Annotated in this window: 11 protein-coding genes; 9 read left to right on the top strand and 2 right to left on the bottom strand. The window is 42.0% G+C overall.

The window, feature by feature from the left end; all coding sequences use genetic code 11:
* Positions 1-112 precede the first annotated feature (112 nt).
* The gene (locus ACN6MV_RS08905) at positions 113-1,012 is read left to right on the top strand and encodes an AraC family transcriptional regulator (protein WP_419886169.1); all 900 of its coding nucleotides are present in this window, start codon (positions 113-115) and stop codon (positions 1,010-1,012) included.
* 471 nt (positions 1,013-1,483) lie between these two features.
* Positions 1,484-4,564 (top strand): S-layer homology domain-containing protein, encoded by a 3,081-nt coding sequence (locus tag ACN6MV_RS08910; protein ID WP_419886170.1) that lies wholly within the window; start codon positions 1,484-1,486, stop codon positions 4,562-4,564.
* A gap of 55 nt (positions 4,565-4,619) precedes the next feature.
* On the opposite strand, the gene ACN6MV_RS08915 is transcribed toward ACN6MV_RS08910, so the two are convergent.
* Positions 4,620-6,011, bottom strand: a complete 1,392-nt coding sequence (locus ACN6MV_RS08915) for a SpoVR family protein (protein WP_419886171.1) — start codon at positions 6,009-6,011, stop codon at positions 4,620-4,622.
* A 655-nt stretch (positions 6,012-6,666) separates the two neighbouring features.
* On the opposite strand from ACN6MV_RS08915, the gene ACN6MV_RS08920 reads away from it, so the two are divergent.
* The 7 genes from ACN6MV_RS08920 (at position 6,667) to ACN6MV_RS08950 (ending at position 16,758) form a co-directional block, all read left to right on the top strand.
* Positions 6,667-8,913: a helix-turn-helix domain-containing protein gene (locus tag ACN6MV_RS08920; protein WP_419886172.1), complete on the top strand. Its 2,247-nt coding sequence runs from the start codon at positions 6,667-6,669 to the stop codon at positions 8,911-8,913.
* A gap of 44 nt (positions 8,914-8,957) precedes the next feature.
* Positions 8,958-10,577 carry an extracellular solute-binding protein gene (locus ACN6MV_RS08925; RefSeq protein ID WP_419886173.1) on the top strand — a complete coding sequence of 540 codons (1,620 nt, stop codon included), beginning with the start codon at positions 8,958-8,960 and terminating at the stop codon, positions 10,575-10,577.
* A 223-nt stretch (positions 10,578-10,800) separates the two neighbouring features.
* The gene (locus ACN6MV_RS08930) at positions 10,801-12,450 is read left to right on the top strand and encodes an extracellular solute-binding protein (RefSeq protein ID WP_419886174.1); all 1,650 of its coding nucleotides are present in this window, start codon (positions 10,801-10,803) and stop codon (positions 12,448-12,450) included.
* Positions 12,451-12,577: 127 nt separating this feature from the next.
* Complete coding sequence (locus ACN6MV_RS08935) at positions 12,578-13,468, top strand: ABC transporter permease (protein WP_419886175.1); 891 nt, start codon at positions 12,578-12,580, stop codon at positions 13,466-13,468.
* A 28-nt stretch (positions 13,469-13,496) separates the two neighbouring features.
* Positions 13,497-14,399, top strand: coding sequence for a carbohydrate ABC transporter permease (locus ACN6MV_RS08940; protein WP_081954242.1), 903 nt, complete (start codon positions 13,497-13,499; stop codon positions 14,397-14,399).
* Between the two features lie 251 nt (positions 14,400-14,650).
* The gene (locus ACN6MV_RS08945) at positions 14,651-15,250 is read left to right on the top strand and encodes a TetR/AcrR family transcriptional regulator (RefSeq protein ID WP_042125759.1); all 600 of its coding nucleotides are present in this window, start codon (positions 14,651-14,653) and stop codon (positions 15,248-15,250) included.
* A 17-nt stretch (positions 15,251-15,267) separates the two neighbouring features.
* Complete coding sequence (locus tag ACN6MV_RS08950; RefSeq protein ID WP_042125761.1) at positions 15,268-16,758, top strand: DHA2 family efflux MFS transporter permease subunit; 1,491 nt, start codon at positions 15,268-15,270, stop codon at positions 16,756-16,758.
* Positions 16,759-16,832: 74 nt separating this feature from the next.
* Here ACN6MV_RS08950 and ACN6MV_RS08955 read toward each other — a convergent pair whose 3' ends face one another.
* Entirely contained in the window at positions 16,833-18,326 is a 1,494-nt protein-coding gene (locus tag ACN6MV_RS08955) for an ABC transporter substrate-binding protein (protein ID WP_419886176.1), read from the bottom strand.
* Between the last annotated feature and the right edge of the window lie 27 nt (positions 18,327-18,353).

An 18,353-nucleotide genomic window follows, 5' to 3' on the forward strand; every position in this document is an offset into this window, starting at 1 on the left:
TTTTTGCGCTTATTAAAGAGAAAGAAAAGGGGTTGAACATAGCTCAGCAAAACAGGAACAACGATCCTCACATCCAGTTGATATAATGAAATCACCGTACGGGGGAAGGTTGGTGCTGCACTTGAATTACAGTAAAGATATAGAGAAATGTGTTGAATATATTGAAGCTCATATCAAAGAAAATATTTCAGTAGAAGAAATAGCCGCTGAGGTCGGATATTCGGTGTATCATTTTTGCCGAGTGTTTAGCCTATGCAAGGAAATGTCCGTGATGGAATATGTGCGGAGCCGGAAGTTATCTTTAGCGTCGCTTGAATTATTTGCCGGTAAAAGGATCATTGATATCGCGCTGGACTATGGTTTTGAGACGCAAAGCGGATTTACTAAGGCCTTTCGTAAGGCTTTTGGCTATAGCCCGACACAATATGCCGCACGGATGGACGGATTTACTAAAGGAACAACACTATTTGAAATCGGAGGTTTTATAATGAACCCTGTTATTGTTCGCAAGCCTGCATTTAAGGTCGCTGGGTATGGGATCCAAACTAATGTTGCTGGAAGTATGTACACCAAGGATATTGCTTCTTTTTGGAGCCATTATGAAGGTGAGAATCTGGAGTCCAAAATGTATAAAATACTAAACCCGCCTAAACACGGAGAAGTCGGCTTATGTATTCCTTCCTCAGATAATGGTAATGCGACTTATCTTCTAGGTGTTATTGTAGAGGACTACTCCAAGGTGGAAGAGGATATGCTGACGATGGATGTGCCAGAAGCCGAATATGCTGTGTTCACAACGCCGCCAGTGGATACTTCAACGGATACAGAGCAAATACAGTTTGCACAGGTTATAAAAAGCACTTGGAAGTATATCTTCGAAGAATGGTTTAAGGACAGCGGCTACGTCTATGATGACAGTAATCTGGATTTCGAATTCTATGACGAACGCTGCCATTCGCGGCCGGATACGGTGATGGAGATTTATGTTCCTGTGAAAAAATCTACAGAATAATTTGAACGAAATAAAAAAGCAAAGGGAAAGGCTCCTCGGTGACGACAGCAACTACGGGAATGTTTGGACTTTCGGTCGCTGTTGTCTCCAGATGTTCTTGATTTTTACCGCTTATGCGGATAACATCCGAAGACAAAGGCGAGCGCTACGCTCCTACAGTTCCAAAATTCCCCTACGTTACTTTCACCTCAGCAGCATTTGCTATGTTCTAATTATTCAGTCGATACGGGGTGTCGACATAAGAAGGTCCGCAGCGGGTTATACGCTGCGGGCTTTTTAACGTGCTAATAATAGAAGCATCTGGAGCGCATCTAATAGACAAGAAAACAACATATCATGATCGACAAAATAAGACACCTATGTAAAAAACAGTATGATATGATCGCTATGAATTCTCTAGCACTATTGAACTAATAGTTAAAGGATTAGAAGTATCTGTAGTTCATTTTATACATAAATAGGAGGAGTAAAGTGATTACTAAACAGGTTTTATTAAAGAAAACTATCGTATTCATGCTTATTGTTTGTCTTACCTCATTACCTTTCGGTACGATTTTTGCAAGTAAGGCTTCTGATATTCAAGGGACTTGGGCTGAAGCGCAAATTACGAAATGGATGGAGAAAGGACTCGTATCAGGTTATCCAGACGGGGATTTTAAACCGGATCATTCGATTACAAGAGCTGAGTTGGTTGTGCTAATCAATAAGTCTTTTGGATTTGTTAAGACAGAGGAGCATTCTTTTAAAGATGTAAAAGCTTCAGATTGGTATTATTCAGGTCTTTTAGTGGCGAATGCGGCAGGATACATACAAGGTTATTCAGATGGTTCATTCGGGCCTAATAAGAAGGTCACACGACAAGAATTTGCGGTGATTATTAGTAAATTACTTGCACTGTCCTCTTCAGATTCAGCTAATAAGTTTAGCGACACATCAGCTAGTCCTGCATGGAGTAAAGGGGCTATAGGGTCTGTATACGATAAAGGAATCATGTCGGGATATTCGGATAATACCTTTCATCCAGAATCCTTTGCTACTCGTGCAGAGGCTATCGTAATCTTGGACAGATCCTTAACGATCAAGAATGAAGCTTCTATAGGAAGCCTCTCGTACGATACAGCGGGTACTTATGGTCCTTTAACAGGGAATGAGAAAGTAAGCGGAGACGTAGTCATTAACTCTCCTAATGTAACTCTAAGAAACATGACGATCACGGGTAACTTATTACTCGCAGAAGGAATTGCCGAGGGAGATGTATTGTTAAAAGATGTCACGGTTAACGGTATTACTACGGTTAAAGGTGGGGGAGCACACAGTATTCATTTTGAGAATGCTAGACTAACCTCGGTGATTGTTGATAAGAAGACAGGGACGATTAGAATTGTTGCTATTGGTTCAACAGTTATTGAGAAGCTCCAGGTTCAATCAGCGGCAACCATTGAAGCTGCTAATGGAGTGAGTATTCAAACTTTGATTCTTAACGCGAGCACGAATGTTATAGGGACTGGGACGATTGTTCATGCAATAATAAATGCACTCGGAATTATTATGGAACAGGCACCACGTAATTTAGAGGTAGGAAAAGATGTACCCTCAAATGTGAACTTAACTATAAATGGTATACTTCGAGCAGCATCAACGGCTACACCAACTCCTGCAGGAGTAACATCTGGTTCTTCTGGATCGCCAGGCGGATCATCACCGGGGGGAACGGGGACGGTACCAACGGTAACGCCGGCACCGGTAACTACACCAACACCAACACCAACACCAACACCAACACCAACACCAACACCAACACCAACACCAACACCAACACCAACACCAACACCAACACCAACACCAACACCAACACCAACACCAACGCCTATTGTATCTCCATTGCCAACTCCAATGCCGACATTTACGCCTGAAGTGACACCACCAGCACCAACAAGCACGCCGGGACCAGTGAATAACGTATTTGGAACAGTTACACGTGCAGATGGTCAGAAATTATTTAAAGAGGGCATTCTTTCTTTGAAAAAGGTTGAAAATGATATGAGTATTGGTTACGGAACAATGGTGATTGACGGGAAATTTGATATTAATTTGCATGATGGAGATTATCTAATTACAGGGGTTTCTGATTTAAACTCATCGGAGCAGATTTCGTTATATTATACTTTCAAGGTATCTAATGGACAGCCTGACCCTAGTTCGCTTGATATTGTAATCCCAGAAGGACATCAAGGTAGTGTTAAGTTTCAAGATGGTACTTCAGTAAGAAACGGTTCGTTAACTATTTCAAGGATAGAGCCCAATGTATCTGCTATTTTCAATGCACAAATAGTAGAAGGTCGATTTACTTTGTACTTACCGGATGGAACATATCTAGTTAATCAGATTAATAATGAAACCCAAGAGCAAATCTCACTAAATTATAAACTCAAGATTGTTAATGGTCAGATTGACCCAAGTCAACTTACTATAATAATTCCTCCTAAGACTACTGGGACTATCGCTAGGGTAGATGGATCAGTAGTACCTTCAGGAACACTTTTGGTGCATGGAACAGATAGTCCAGAGGTTCCAGGTTATTTCGCACAGGTTCTAGAGGGCGAGTATAGCCTGTATTTGCCTGACGGTAACTACCAGGCAGATAATTTTTTCGTCAATAATATCGCTAATAGAATTTCAATAGATTATAGGTTCACGGTGATTAACGGTAAGACGATTCCAAGTCCGTTGGCAATTACGATACCTAAAGCATATGTTGGTAGTGTTCAAAATGCAGATGGAAGTGTTATAACAAATGGATCTATAACCGTATATAAGACTAATGTAGATGGTTCACAGTCCTTCTTCACTGCAGCTATTTACCAAGGAATATTTACCTTGTTTTTGCCTGAAGGTGCCTATCAATTAATTAATTTATCTAGCGGCATAGAGCAAATACAGCTAAATTATTCTTTTATAATAGCCAATGACCAACCTGAACCGAATCCACTGAATATTGTAGTGCCAAAGAAGTATACGGGGACTATTAGTTCTGAGGAGGATTCACAGGTAAATGGATGGCTAGGCCTTGTTAGCACTGGTTCTGAGAAGCCGGCTACTAAATACTTCTTCCAAGTAAAGAACGGAGAATTTAACCTTTTCTTACCAGAGGGCTCTTATGAGGCGAATACATTTACTGATTTGAATCAAAATCAAACACCGCTAAGCTTTCCTATTACAATAGGGAAGGAGCAGACTAGTCCGATTTCAATCCATATAGCATTACCTCAAAAAAATATTACAGGTACTTTAACCTATTCAGATGGATCGAACTTAGCGGACGGATTGTTTTTTGTGAATAGTACGGAGTCGGGGTCTACTTTTCAGTTAACAGTTTCAATTATTGATGGCAAATTTGATTTTTATTTACCTGATGGTAACTATAGAGTAATGTCCCATTTAAATTTAACGGACAAAATATCCACCTTTATCGGAACTAATTTCACGGTTATTGACGGGAAGTCTAACCCGGGTCCAGTCGTTATAGTAGTACCCTTGCCACATAACAACTAAAATGAAGAAGGCCCACAGAGCGCTGATGCTCTGTGGGCCTTCGTTAAGCTAACCCCTAAATAAACTTCCGCTGCACCTTCTTGCCATCATACGAAAACCTAGCCTTTTTGTCCTCCACGACGGTCTGTAAATGAACGGTCCGACCCCATAACGAATAGATATGCGGGAGCGTGCGCTCCAAATACTTCAGATCCAGCTCGATACTTTCGTAGCGGTGGGTTATAAATAATTCCCCATTCTTCTCAAAATCAGCATCCTCTATGACCAAGTAAGGAGAGCCGCCGTTGACGCGGGCAAGTACCAGTTGATCCCGTACATTTTCCCAAGCTTTGTCGGTGATTTTCCATTCCGGTCCTTTTTTCTCAAAAACATAAAGATCGAGGTCGTTCACCAGTTCCTTAGACAGATAACTGCGGATAAAAGAGGTATCGGATTCCAGCTCGCGTACCTCAAATATTTTCTCGCGGTCCCAGCGGCGTTCGATGTCTTCGAAGATCTTCAGCCCCAGATAGTACGGATTCAGGCTTTGCCGTGAGGGCTGCACAACGGAGGAATTCAGTTTAGCGTATTCTACGGTTTCCTCAACGGTTAGATCTAGTTCGCGGACGATACGCTGATGCCAGTAGGAAGCCCAGCCTTCGTTCATGATTTTCGTCTCCATTTGCGGCCAGAAGTAGAGCATTTCATCATGGAGCATTGTCATAATGTCTCTCTGCCAATCTTCTAAGACCGTGGAATATTGCTGGATGAACCAGACGATATCTTTTTCGGGCTCTGGTGGGAACGCACGATTCCCAGAGGATGCTTCTTGTGGTCCAGAATTACTCTTGTCTAGATTCCATAACTCGTCGTACGGATTAGATGATTTAGAGCCACCAGGGGGGGCGTCTTTGAGTTCTCTCATTTTGGCTTCCAGCAGATGGGTCTTACCTAGCTTGCGCGGCTGGATGAGGCTGGGGTCTATATGCTCTTGGATGGCTAGCACTGAATCAATGAAACTCTCCACAGCATCGGTACCATACGTTACTGAATAGCCGGCGATCCTATCCGCTGTAGCTGACATGCTCTCTACCATATCCCGGTTAGACATGGAGAAGCGCATGTTATTTTTGAAAAAATCACAGTGTGCCAGCACGTGTGCGACGATCAGCTTATTCTGAATCAGCGAGTTCCCGTCAAGCAGGAAGGCATAACAAGGGTTGGAGTTAATGACGAGCTCATATATTTTACTCAGCCCGAAATCGTATTGGGATTTCATTTTGTGAAACGTCTTTCCGAAGCTCCAGTGACCAAATCGAGTCGGCATTCCATAAGCACCGAATGTATAAATAATATCGGCAGGGCATATCTCATAGCGCATAGGATAAAAATCCAAGCCAAAGCCAGTAGCTATTTCCGTAATTTCAGCAATCGCCCGCTCCAGCGCATTAATTTCTTCGCTTGGCATGATTCTGTGCTCCCTCCTATAATTCTGTAGATCCAACCTGAATAAACCCTCACGAAATGGGGTTTGGCTTCAAATAGATGGGTCGATCAATGTAGTTCATATTTATTTATATGGATAGGAGAAGGGCATTATGACGAACTCTTCCTCGCTGTCACTGTACGTGGAAATTCCATCTTTAAGTTGGAAGCTACTGTATTGCAAATTTAGTTTAATTAAATATGAATAAGTTTAAATGAACTACGTCTCGGTATTTACAATCGCCAATGCATGTGCTACTTTAGCCATGTAACCGTATTCATATATAGATTTGTTAAATGATTAATAGAAATGTAAATCTTGTTTGGACCAATCATTATTTAGCCTAAATTTAACAAGTGGGAGGGATAAGGGGGGGAGGAAATCTTTAGGAGAGCTGGAAGTGAACTCATTTGGCAGGGGAGTTGCTTCGTTCCATATAGTAAAGCTAAAGAGTGTTAGAACTCGGTAAGAGATTGAACACGCTTACTTATGAGCTTATGCAGCGTGGCTTGCAAGAGGAACATCGGATTTGACCAACTCGGTTGACGTTGTTGAGCTACAGGAATGAGTAGATGCACTGAGTATAGCTGTACATTGTAGTAGCTTCTACTCAGTGATTATGATTATGGAGGTAAGAATGCGTAAATTTAGAATAAATATTTTATGGAAATTTCTACTTTCATATATCATTGTCTTGTTGCTGCCGCTTTCTGTTATTATTTTTTATTACTATCCATATTCCAATTCGATTGTGAAGAATAAAATATTGGACTGGAATACACATATTACCGAGCAAGTAGCCAGCAGTATGGATCTGTTTATGCGTCCGATCTATTCTCTCCCTACATCGATTGTAGCTAATGCTGAGATCAAATTATCTTTATTAAAAAATGATGCATACCAGCGATACGTCGTGGCTAATGAGATGAAGAAATATAAAACAACGGATACCCTTTTGAATGATACTTTCTTATATATCAAACAAAGTGGGTATCTGTTCTCAAGTACAGGGTATATCTATGAACTGGAGCGCTTTATGAATTCCAAGAATGGATATGTATATAGTTCTTGGAGTCAAGAGCAGTTCAGCCAAGCGATCAATGTAATCAACTCGATTCAAGTTCGTCCGTCAGAGGATGTTACCATACTTGGGGAAGGCCGCGTTAAGATGATTACTTTGATGATTCCTCTTCCTCTAGGCGTCGATCAATCTGAAGGCTGCGTCATTTATATGATCAGGCATGATACGATCGAGCGAATGATGAAATCAGTGTCTAATAGCTATTCTGGAGATTTCATCATTCTTGATCAACATAACAACCCTATCTTCTCACTCAACCAACGTGATGATTTGCGTGATGCGAATTTCAAGCAGTTTATTCAGCAGCTGCAAACATCGCCATCAGGCGGTGAAATTGATTATGACGGAGAAGCTTATATGGCCTCCCAGACCGTTTCCAAGCAGAATGGCTGGAAATACATAAGCATGAATCCGCTGGAATCGGTACTTTTGGAGACGAAGGAAACGCAGCGCAACACAATTATTCTGGTTATATCAATCCTGCTCACAGAGATCATTATCATCTATTTATCCATCCGTAATAATTATGCCCCGATTAAGTCTCTTGTTCAATTCTCCAGGCATGCATTTAAAGGCAACGCGGAGAGTGGCGGCAATGAGTTTGATATTATACGCTCCACAATCCAGAATCTATTCCAGTCAAAAGAACAATTAGATCTGAATGTCCAAAGCATCGTTCCGAAGTTACGTGATAACATTCTATATGAAATCATAAGTGGCCAGTACTCATCACTTCAAGACATACTGCTAGAGGCAAAGTCTTATGGCATCACTTTTACGAATGCAAAATGTACGACTGTTGTCATCAATGTGATTGGGGATATCGATCAAGTATTTGAAATCGTGAAGAGCATTAAATTACAGCCCGAAGATGCACTGGAAGGATATTTTATTCGGAGCATTCATAATGATGATATTTTATTTATTTCCACACATACAGCAGAGCAAGCATTACGGGAGATGTTCCTGAAGCTGCAGGCTGAGATTGAATTGGCTACTGGCGCTAAGCTTGTGATCGGAATAGGAAATACCGTTGACAATCCAGGGGAATTTCATGCTTCCTATATTAATGCGCTTAGAACAGTCGAACATTTGCGCATCAAGAATGAAGACTCCATCCTGTCCTTTCACGATTTGATGCTGCAGCGGAATGAGCCTGTACCTTATCCCGCAGAAACGATTCAATCGTTGGAGTTGTTCATCATGACGGGTGATGCTACTGAAGTGCAGAACACCGTTCATCGACTCATTGAATTTCTTCAACATGATCGAACGCCTCCTTATATGATTCGGGCTGTATTTGTAAATATCTCGACCATTATATTAAACAATCTGATCCGTTTGAAGCATCAGGGGAATATGGAGCAGCTTGGGATCACATCGGCTCATAATCGCATTACGGTAGCCCAGATCACTGAGATTTTAGAGAAAAGCGCGGACATATTATGTGAATTGATGGCTAGTACGCATACTTCCTCTAAGGCTGCTGCATTGGATGAAGTACTTCAATATATTCAAGAGAATCAGTTCGATATCAACTTCTCACTACAAGCTGTTGCTGATCACTTTGGAATGTCGGTATCGAATTTTAGCCACTATTTCAAGAAGAACGCCGGGCAGAACTTTAAAGACTTTATGGATGGGCGCCGAATCAATCATTCGAAGCAGCTGCTTATCCATTCCGATGAAACCATTGATTGGATTGCAGGTAAGGTAGGCTACACTAACCCTTCCAGCTTTATTCGCGCCTTCAAAAAACATGTAGGAGTCACACCTGGACAATTCAGATTGTTTAACAAGTGAATATTTTCTTGTCTATTGCTGATTAAGCTATGGGGGGATTCAATATGCGAGGATTGAGACCATGGGTTGTAGTTGTATGTATGCTACCGGTGATTACACTGCTTCATGGATGCAGTGCGAATAATGAGTCTGACCGTGCTTCAGAGAGCAATGTAGAGCCGCAAGACAGGGTACAGATTAGCGTGATGACACCTACACATCAGCTATCCAAGAATCTTCGGGATATTCCTTATTTGAATCACATTGCTTCTGATGCAAAAATTCATGTCAACTGGCTGCAGAAACGTAACGGATGGGAAGAAGCGAAAAGCGCTGCTCTGACAAGCGGAGAATTACCTGATGCTTTTTTGGCTGGATTGAACGATCAGGATATCATCACGAATAAGGATAAATTCGTAGACCTTAGCGAATATATCGATAAATATGCCCCGAATATTAAGAGAATGTTTGAGGAAGTTCCCGAAACCAAGCGGGTGAGTACATTTCCGAATGGGAAGATGTATTCTCTTCCCGGTGTAAGACCGATTAATACAGATAGTTATAATGTCTTAATGATTAATAAGAAATGGCTGGATAAGCTTGGACTGAAAGAACCGACTACGTTGGATGAACTGCGCGAGGTATTAACCGCCTTTCGCAATGGAGATCCCAATGGCAACGGGAAGCAGGATGAGATTGGAATGGACTGGTGGGCAGGTGCTGGAGGAAGTCTGAGGAGCAGAGGTTTATTTAGTGTGACTAGTTTACTTGGGGCTTATGGAGTGACAGATAATTTCACCGAAGAAATGATCGGAGTGACGAAAGGGCAGATTCGCTTTTTATTCGAGAGTGAGGAGTATAAGAGCCTAGTCTCTTACCTGGCAGAGCTCTGGAAGGAAAAGCTGATCAACCCTGACGTGTTCACGCAAGATTATTCCGGGATGAAAGCGAGTGCACAACAAGACGATGTGGCAACGGTTGGTGTGACCTTCGGCTGGTCATTAACAGATCGCGTTGGTAAATGGGCCGATGAATATGTGGCTTTGCCACCGCTGCGTAGCGGTAGTAAGGTGGAGCCATTATGGCCAACGAGTCCTTCTCGCGTTAGAATAACAACCAATCTGTTTAGCATGACAACAGCTAATCGGCATCCTGTCGAGACCATTCAATGGATTGATCAATTCTACACTGAGGAAAATTCGATCCAAGGCTATTACGGCTCCATGCCTGATTATGTGACTAAGGAGCCTGACGGCATGTATACCATAGTTCCCGCTCCAGAAGGTGATCAAGATACACAGCAATGGACGAATGCGCTCGTGGATAATGGTCCGCTATACTTTTCGCAATCATTGGAGAACAAAACGATTGTTCCTCCCGCGGTAACGATACGAAGAGAATTGGACAGCATCTATAAAGCTTATGAGCCTAAACCAGAGGACATTTATCCGATGATTAAATTTTCGTCAGAGGAGCTTAATGAAATGGCCTTGGCGAAATCAGATATTTTTAAACTGGTCGATGAGAAATTTGCGGAATGGATTATGAATTCAACTGTAGATAAAGAATGGGATCAGTATATTAATCAGCTGAAACAAATGGGACTGCCAGTACTGTACAGAATATACCAACACGGGTATGAGGATTATTATGCTCAACCAAATTTGAACGTCAACAATAATTGAAAACGCATTCAAATAAACACCCGAAAACGCCGTTTTGTTAACGCTTTCAAAAATTGCGAATGCTTAAATTCTTGTTCGTATACAGCCGCCTCGATCCCGGTTTAAAGTTGCGTTGTAGCCGTCATGTGAAATGTGGGCAGCAAGAAGCAATAAGGTGTAGTTCCGTTGCTTGCCTCGCACCATGACCCTACGCTTTAAACCAAAAAAAAGGGAGGTTCGTTGTATGAGGAAATCTTTGTCTAAGGTAATAACGCCCGTATTAGCACTTAGCCTATTTGGAACAATTCTTGCGGGGTGTGGTGGCGGGGGTAATAATGATGGTGCCTCTTCTTCTAATTCAGGTTCGTCAACGAATTCTACAACCGGTACAGTAAAACTAAAAGGGATCATGCTAAAACATCCACTTACGCAAGAGTTCTCCAAAATGGAATGGTTGACCAAGGTTGAGGAGCAGGTGGGTGTTGATATTGAGTGGCAAGAAATTTCAGCAGACTGGGATCAGAAAAAAGGCGCTTTGTTAGCCGGAGGAGATATTCCGGATATCCTTATAGGACCGAATGTGATCACGGATGCTGATTTTGCCCAGTTCACCGGTCTCTTTCAGGATTTAACCGAGCTCATTTCAACAGGTGGCCCTAACATTCAACAGATGTTTACAGAGAAGCCGGAGACCCAATTAATCGCTACACAGCTAGATGGAAAAATATACGGTTTACCGAAATATCAACGATTCTGGCCAGATACGGTAAGTCGGCAATATATCAATAAACAATGGCTAGACAATCTGGGACTTAAGGAGCCGACGAATTGGGATGAATTATTTAATGTGCTCCTGGCGTTCAAAGAGAAGGATGCCAATGGAGACGGTGATGTAAATGATGAAATTCCTATGGATTTCGCACCGGTGGGGACGACGGGATTTGGTTATTTTCAGCCACAAATATTGCTTGGCAGCTTAGGTATTACATTAACGGATAGTAGTGGTCAAGGATATTTCACCGAGGGTGGCCAGATTAAAAATTACTTTGTGGATGATCGATACAAACAGTTCGTGGAATTCATGAATAAGTGCTGGCAGGCTGGCTTAATTAACCCGGAAGCCTTCACGCAGGATTATTCCAAATTCCAATCGGTTGCGCGCGGCAGCGGGGACAAAGCGAAGGTCGGCTTCTCATGGGGTTGGGAAGTAACGGATCGCTTCGGCAACACCTTAGCTCCGCAATACGAGTCGATCGCTCCGCTAAAAGTGTCGGCTGATTCGAATATCAAGCTGTCCTATGACTATGACGGAAACTCACTGAATTTTGGCGGCAATATGGTCGTCATGTCTGCTAAGTCCAAGAATAAAGAAGCGGCAATGAAATTTATTAATGAGCTGTATAATCCTACAGTTAGTATGCAGGTACTATTCGGATCACTTGGTACGAACATCAAAGATAATGGAGATGGAAGCTACGCGGTCCTGCCGCCTGCTGACAGCCAAATGGACCCAGGCACATGGAAGTGGACATCAACCTGGGCGGATAATGGACCTACCTTTATCTCCGATTCATTGAAACTGACACTTGGTACTGATATGCAATCTGTTGGCAAACAGACAGAGCCGCTGCAGGCGGTCCTCAGTGCGATTGACAAGGATAACGATATTTTACCAAGCATGTTCATTAAATATAACCCGGAAGACAACAATGACATGGTGTTAGTGAATACGAATATGATTAATTTGGCGATGTCTAAGTTCTCACAGTGGGTTACCAAAGGGGGAGTTACCAAGGAATGGGACTCCTATGTGAGCAACATTAAGCAGATGGGGCTGGATAACAACTTGTCCACCATGCAGAAATACTATGATGGTTACAAAAGTAAGAAATAACATGACATGTAAATATTTATAGAACATCCGGAGACAGCTTTTCTTTACAGGATGAAGAGAAGCTGTCTCCTTATTAAGGAGGCTTATGATGTCCTCAATAACTCCCAACAAACATCGAAGAAATCTAATGGAGCTTAAACGCGATTATCAATTATGGATTATGATTATTCCGGCGATCGTTGTAGTTATCATCTTCAACTATATTCCAATGTATGGAATTCAGCTTGCCTTCAGGGATTATGATTTCTCGCGTGGATTGGCAGGCGGGGCTTGGCGTGGTCTGCATTATTTCGCGCAATTCATAAATAACTATCAGTTTTGGGATTTGATGAGAAATACTGTGATTATCAGCATCACAACAATCGTTCTGGGATTTCCGGCACCGATCATACTAGCGCTCATACTGAATCAGGTGAAATGGTTCCGCACTAAGAAGCTGCTGCAGACTATCGTATATATGCCTCATTTTATCTCAATTGTAGTTATGGTTGGATTGTTGAATGTTCTCCTGTCACCGAATACAGGAATTCTTGGTCAACTGATCTCCAAGCTTGGCGATACGGACATTAATTTGCTCGCCTCCACGAATTCTTTCGTCCCGGTGTTTGTGATTTCGGATATATGGCAGCATGCTGGATGGAACAGTATTATTTATCTGGCCGCATTATCAACAGTGAGTCCAAGTCTGTATGATGCTGCTAAGATTGACGGAGCGAACAAATGGAAGATGATTCTGCATATCGATATCCCTGCCTTGGTTCCGACAATCATCATATTATTTATTCTGAGTATGGGGAATGTACTGGGAACCGGATTCGAGAAGGTATTCTTGATGCAGAATTCATTGAACCTTCCCGTATCAGAGGTCATTTCCACCTATGTTTATAAAATCGGTATTCTTTCCAATCAATTCAGTTATTCGTCAGCCATCGGATTATTTAATACCGTCATCAATTTTTTCTTTCTGGTTACCATGAACTGGATTTCCAAACGCAACTCAGATATTAGCCTCTGGTAAATGGAGAGAACATCGAAAGGTGATGCTTATGCAGGCGACAACTATTCACAAGCGCAGTACGGGTGAGATTCTATTTGATATTTCAATAATTATCTTATGTGTTCTAATTTTCCTAATCGTTGCGTATCCCTTGTACTTTGTTATTATTGCTTCTGTCAGTGATCAGACCTTGGTCTCCACAGGAAAGGTTACTCTATTTCCCAGAGGAGTCAGTTTCTTTGGCTACGAGCAAATTTTTCAGGATATGCGTATTTGGATAGGCTACAAGAATACCGTTATTTATACAGTCTTGGGAACAATGTTTAATCTGCTTCTTACGATCCCAGCAGCGTATACACTATCCAGACAAGAGTTCCGTGCACGCCGGTTCCTGATGTTTTTCTTCGTTTTTACATTGTTTTTTAATGGTGGACTAATTCCAACGTATATCCTGATGAAGGATCTATCCCTGACCAATTCGATGTGGGTCTTTATTCTTCCCTTTGCAGTGAATGTGTTTAATCTTATTATTGCACGCACGTTCTTTGAAGCTTCACTGCCTAAAGAAATTTATGAATCCGCTGCATTGGATGGATGTACTCATTTTAAATTTTTCTTCTATATTGCGATCCCTTTATCTAAGTCCGTCATATCGGTCATTGCGCTGTATTATCTGGTAGCACATTGGAATGATTTTTTTACTGGGCTTATCTATATTCATTCGAATGACCTGCAGCCGTTACAAATCATTCTGCGTGATATTCTATTATCCAACCAGGTTTTCTCCCAAGGCGGAGGCTCAGGCGGCAGTGCAGGCGGATATGCGCAGCAATTTGCTGACCAGGTTAAGTATGGAGTTATTATTGTATCAACTTTACCGATCCTTATCGTGTATCCGTTTATTCAGAAATATTTTGAAAAAGGTGTAATGATCGGTTCGGTAAAGGGCTAGGAGGACACTTCTACTAGGAATGGATTCAATCCAACATCTTTAAAGATATACTACACAATAAACCGGCGAGATACATTCTCGACCGGTTATTTTTGTTCTCCAAAATTAAGCACTTCATCGCATGAGTCAGTCTTTGTTGAAAACTGTGAATTTACTTTCTGAAATTTCCATTGACGCAGATTTAGTTTTCAAGGTATATTAATCATTGTTTTAAACGCTGTTTAATTGTATGTCGAGATGAGGAGAGTTCTATGACGAAGGAGAAGATTTTAGACGCAACGCTGCATTTGATTAAGTCCGAAGGGATTGATAGTGTCACTATTCGGATGATTGCTAGTGAAGCTGGCACCAATGTGGCGCTAATTAATTATTATTTCGGGTCGAAAGACAAGCTTATGCATGAAGCGATGAAGACAGTCCTGGAAACATTCCGCTCGGCGTTTGACATATTTGATGTTGTGGAATATCCGCCTATCGAACGGCTGAAACAATTTATTTTGAAGTACGCCTCATTTCTTAATGATTATCCTGATTTGCTCAAGCGAATTCTTGGCCATGATCCACTGTTTGAATCGGTAGCCGAATATGTACATTTTATGAAACAACAAGGGTTCGAAAAATTAAGCGCAGTCATGACAGAAGTGACAGGTGTTACAGATCCAAAGACCGTATTGTTGATGACACAGCATATGTTTGCTGCCATTATGTCACCGTTCACCAAAGTGTCTGCTTCTAAATGTCAGCCGAACAATCACATTCAATCGTCGTTACTCGATATCCCTTTATCGATTGAGGAAAGTATTGACTTGTTTTTCGAGCATTATTTTCACAAATATTCAGTCAAAACTTAGAAAGAAGAGGTATCACAATGACATCAAATGCTTCAACAAAACCCCTTACGCAGGAAGGCGACACGTTCTCTCTGAAAGCTATTCTGCCTCCACTTCTTGCGATAATCGTCGGTATGATTATGGTTATTCTGGACAGTACAGTTGTTAACAATGCAGTTCCTAAATTAGTGGAATATTTCAATACTGATCTAAAGACAATTCAATGGGCGATAACGGGTTACACATTGGCACTATCCGCAGTAATCCCACTTGCCGGTTGGATGACCGATAAATTTGGATCAAAGCGTATTTTCCTTGTAACGATTGTGCTGTTTACATTAGGGTCTGTTCTGTGCGGCTTAGCCCAATCACCTGAACAACTGATTATTTTCCGTATTATTCAAGGTCTAGGCGGAGGTATGGTTGCACCGATCGGGATGGCAATGGTATTCAAATTAGCCCCGCCTGAACGTCGCGGCTCTATTATGGGTGTTCTTGGAATTCCAATGCTGATGGCGCCAGCTTTTGGTCCTGTAATATCCGGTTATCTTGTCGATTACGTGAGTTGGCACTGGATCTTCATTATCAATTTGCCAATTGGTATTGTGGCCTTCATTTTGGGTAAAAAATACTTACCGAAGACAGAACCTCAGAAGTCAACACATCTTGATATTCTCGGGATGTGTCTTGCTCCGATCGCATTCGCTATGCTTGCTTATGGTGTGAGTGAAGGGGGAGCAGATTGGTCTTCAACAGGTGCTATTACAGGCTTAACAATCGGTGGTATCGCATTAATATTGTTCATAGTGGTAGAGCTTAGACAGAAGTATCCTTTGCTTGAACTGAAGGTGTTTAAATCATCTGATTTCACACGTGGTATTATTCTTACTTGGATCGTACAGATGGCATTGTTTGGCGCTACGCTGATGATTCCGTTGTATTTACAGAATATTAAAGGATATACCGCACTTCATACCGGTTGGATCGTGATGCCGCAAGCGTTGTGCGCCGGTCTTATGATGCCGATTAGTGGCAGGTTGTTTGATAAAATTGGAGCTCGTCCACTAGCGTTCTGTGGGTTGAGTGTTATCGCCATCGCGATGTTTATACTATCGACGGTAAACGTGGATACACCGATTTGGATGGTTATCGTGTCGGTGTGTGTGATGGGGTTAGGGATGGGATCAACGATGATGCCACTTAATACACATGTATTAAACTCAGCTCCACGTCATTTGGTTAGCCGTGTGACACCATTGACTTCAGCAGCGCAACAGGTTGTCGTATCGTTCGCAGTAACAGGTCTTACAGCTTACCTGACATCTCATATCAATACTCACATGGCGACAATCGGAAAGACAGGTAATCCACAAACTGCCTTAGTAGCTGGCTTTGGAGATACATTTTTCCTGACCGCTTGTATCGTATGTGTTGGTATTGCTATGTCCCTTATCCTTCGCAAGCCGAAGATACAACAAGTCACAAAGAGTGGCGAAGAGGTAGATCCAGCTATGATGATGGGTCACTAGTTAATAAATGCCCCCCAAGAAGGTCACTTTATCTAAAGTGTCTCACTTGAGGGGCATTTCTTTACGGTGTCTTCCTATTCCCGCCAACGATCGAGCTGTTTCTGGATCACCATACGTACTTTATTAATCCCTGCTTCATACAGCTCATGGTTGAATTTCGGGAGAATGGTATCGACATCGACACTGCCTGTCATGAGGCTTGGATAATACTTGCGCCAGACAATCTCAATGTTATCAATTTGCTCGCTTATCTCTGACAGATCGGGCGTAAAGCCCAGTACTTTGGACTCCACAACCTTGGAGTTGTAGATGCGGAATTGTTCCCACTTGTTTAGTGGGTCAGGGTAGCTTCCACCTAATGTACTTAAGATAAACCAGTTTCCCTGAGTGTACTGTATGCCAGTGTAGCCACCGTTCGCCTTGGGAAGCGGATTTCCTTGACTGTCTTTTATCGAACTTAGGACAACCTGGCCATTCTGATCCAGTGTATAATGAACGCCTTCAATGCCATATTGAAATAAGTTACGCAGGTCAGGATCGGTATTCAATAGGTTTAGAAATTTGATGCTCTCCACAGGATGCTTCGTATTTGCCTTCACAACCATCATCCCTCCGCGTACAGCTTCTGTAGTTGCCACCTCGGGTGTTACTGGATTGGTTACAATTTTATACCCCAGATCGTTACTCCAGACGCTCTCAGAGAGTGGACCGCCACTACCAGATTCCCAAAATACCTTTACACCATGTTTCAAGCTTCCTGGTTCTCGCAAAGCGGCGTCTTGATTAATGAACCCTAATTGATAGTAACGTCTTAACGTATCCAATATATGTTTGGCTTCACGGGTTTCGAAGATATTGACTACAGGAGCAGCAGGATTCAGAGATTGGATCATTAATGGGAGTCTGTTGTCCCCTATATATTCGTAGCCGTACATCGCAAAAAAATTGTGTGAGTCTCGATCAAGCTCCATGGGCAAATAATCGGGTTCATTTTTTTGTATCATGCGAAGCAGCGGTTCGAGCGATTCCAGTGTGTTATATTGGTTAACTTTAATATTATATTTTTCTACCAGAGAATCAGGATACATCCAATTCTCGCGTACAGCCAATTCTTTGTTGGTGGGGACGCCGTAGATGAACCCGTCATCCATCTTAGCGCCTTTCCAAAATATGGGATCAATAGCAAGGTACATTTCTTTGGCTAGATTCATGAAATAGTCATCTAACTTCAGCCATACCCCACGTTTGGCATATTTAGCATAATCCGGAGCAAACGCAATATCAAAAGGGCTGTCAGAGGAGATCATTGTATTCATGCGATCAGCATATTCCTGCCAACCAATTTTATTATAGGTTATCGTAATTCCAATTTTTTTCATCAATATCTCGTTAATTTTGTCATTAACTAGAGCAAGATCCTTATCAGGATCACCGATGGTATAATAGATCAGATTCACAACGGGTTCTGCATTAAAGCTCGCAGCGTTCATATTCTGCTTATTGCAGCCAGTTAACAGTGAAATGAACAGCACTATAATGCCACAGATGAAGCAGCTATATCTATTCATGACCCCGGCCCCCTAAATCGCTATGCA

The sequence above is a fragment of the Paenibacillus sp. B-A-8 genome (assembly GCF_048572915.1).
GTDB lineage: Bacteria > Bacillota > Bacilli > Paenibacillales > Paenibacillaceae > Paenibacillus_AQ.

Bases quoted from the DNA above. Each gene is read 5' to 3' on its own strand.
- ACN6MV_RS08930 (WP_419886174.1), top strand. From the start codon at position 10,801: ATGAGGAAATCTTTGTCTAAGGTAATAACGCCCGTATTAGCACTTAGC.
- ACN6MV_RS08945 (WP_042125759.1), top strand. From the start codon at position 14,651: ATGACGAAGGAGAAGATTTTAGACGCAACGCTGCATTTGATTAAGTCC.
- ACN6MV_RS08950 (WP_042125761.1), top strand. From the start codon at position 15,268: ATGACATCAAATGCTTCAACAAAACCCCTTACGCAGGAAGGCGACACG.
- ACN6MV_RS08915 (WP_419886171.1), bottom strand. From the start codon at position 6,011: ATGCCAAGCGAAGAAATTAATGCGCTGGAGCGGGCGATTGCTGAAATT.
- ACN6MV_RS08940 (WP_081954242.1), top strand. From the start codon at position 13,497: ATGCAGGCGACAACTATTCACAAGCGCAGTACGGGTGAGATTCTATTT.
- ACN6MV_RS08955 (WP_419886176.1), bottom strand. From the start codon at position 18,326: ATGAATAGATATAGCTGCTTCATCTGTGGCATTATAGTGCTGTTCATT.
- ACN6MV_RS08925 (WP_419886173.1), top strand. From the start codon at position 8,958: ATGCGAGGATTGAGACCATGGGTTGTAGTTGTATGTATGCTACCGGTG.
- ACN6MV_RS08935 (WP_419886175.1), top strand. From the start codon at position 12,578: ATGGAGCTTAAACGCGATTATCAATTATGGATTATGATTATTCCGGCG.
- ACN6MV_RS08920 (WP_419886172.1), top strand. From the start codon at position 6,667: ATGCGTAAATTTAGAATAAATATTTTATGGAAATTTCTACTTTCATAT.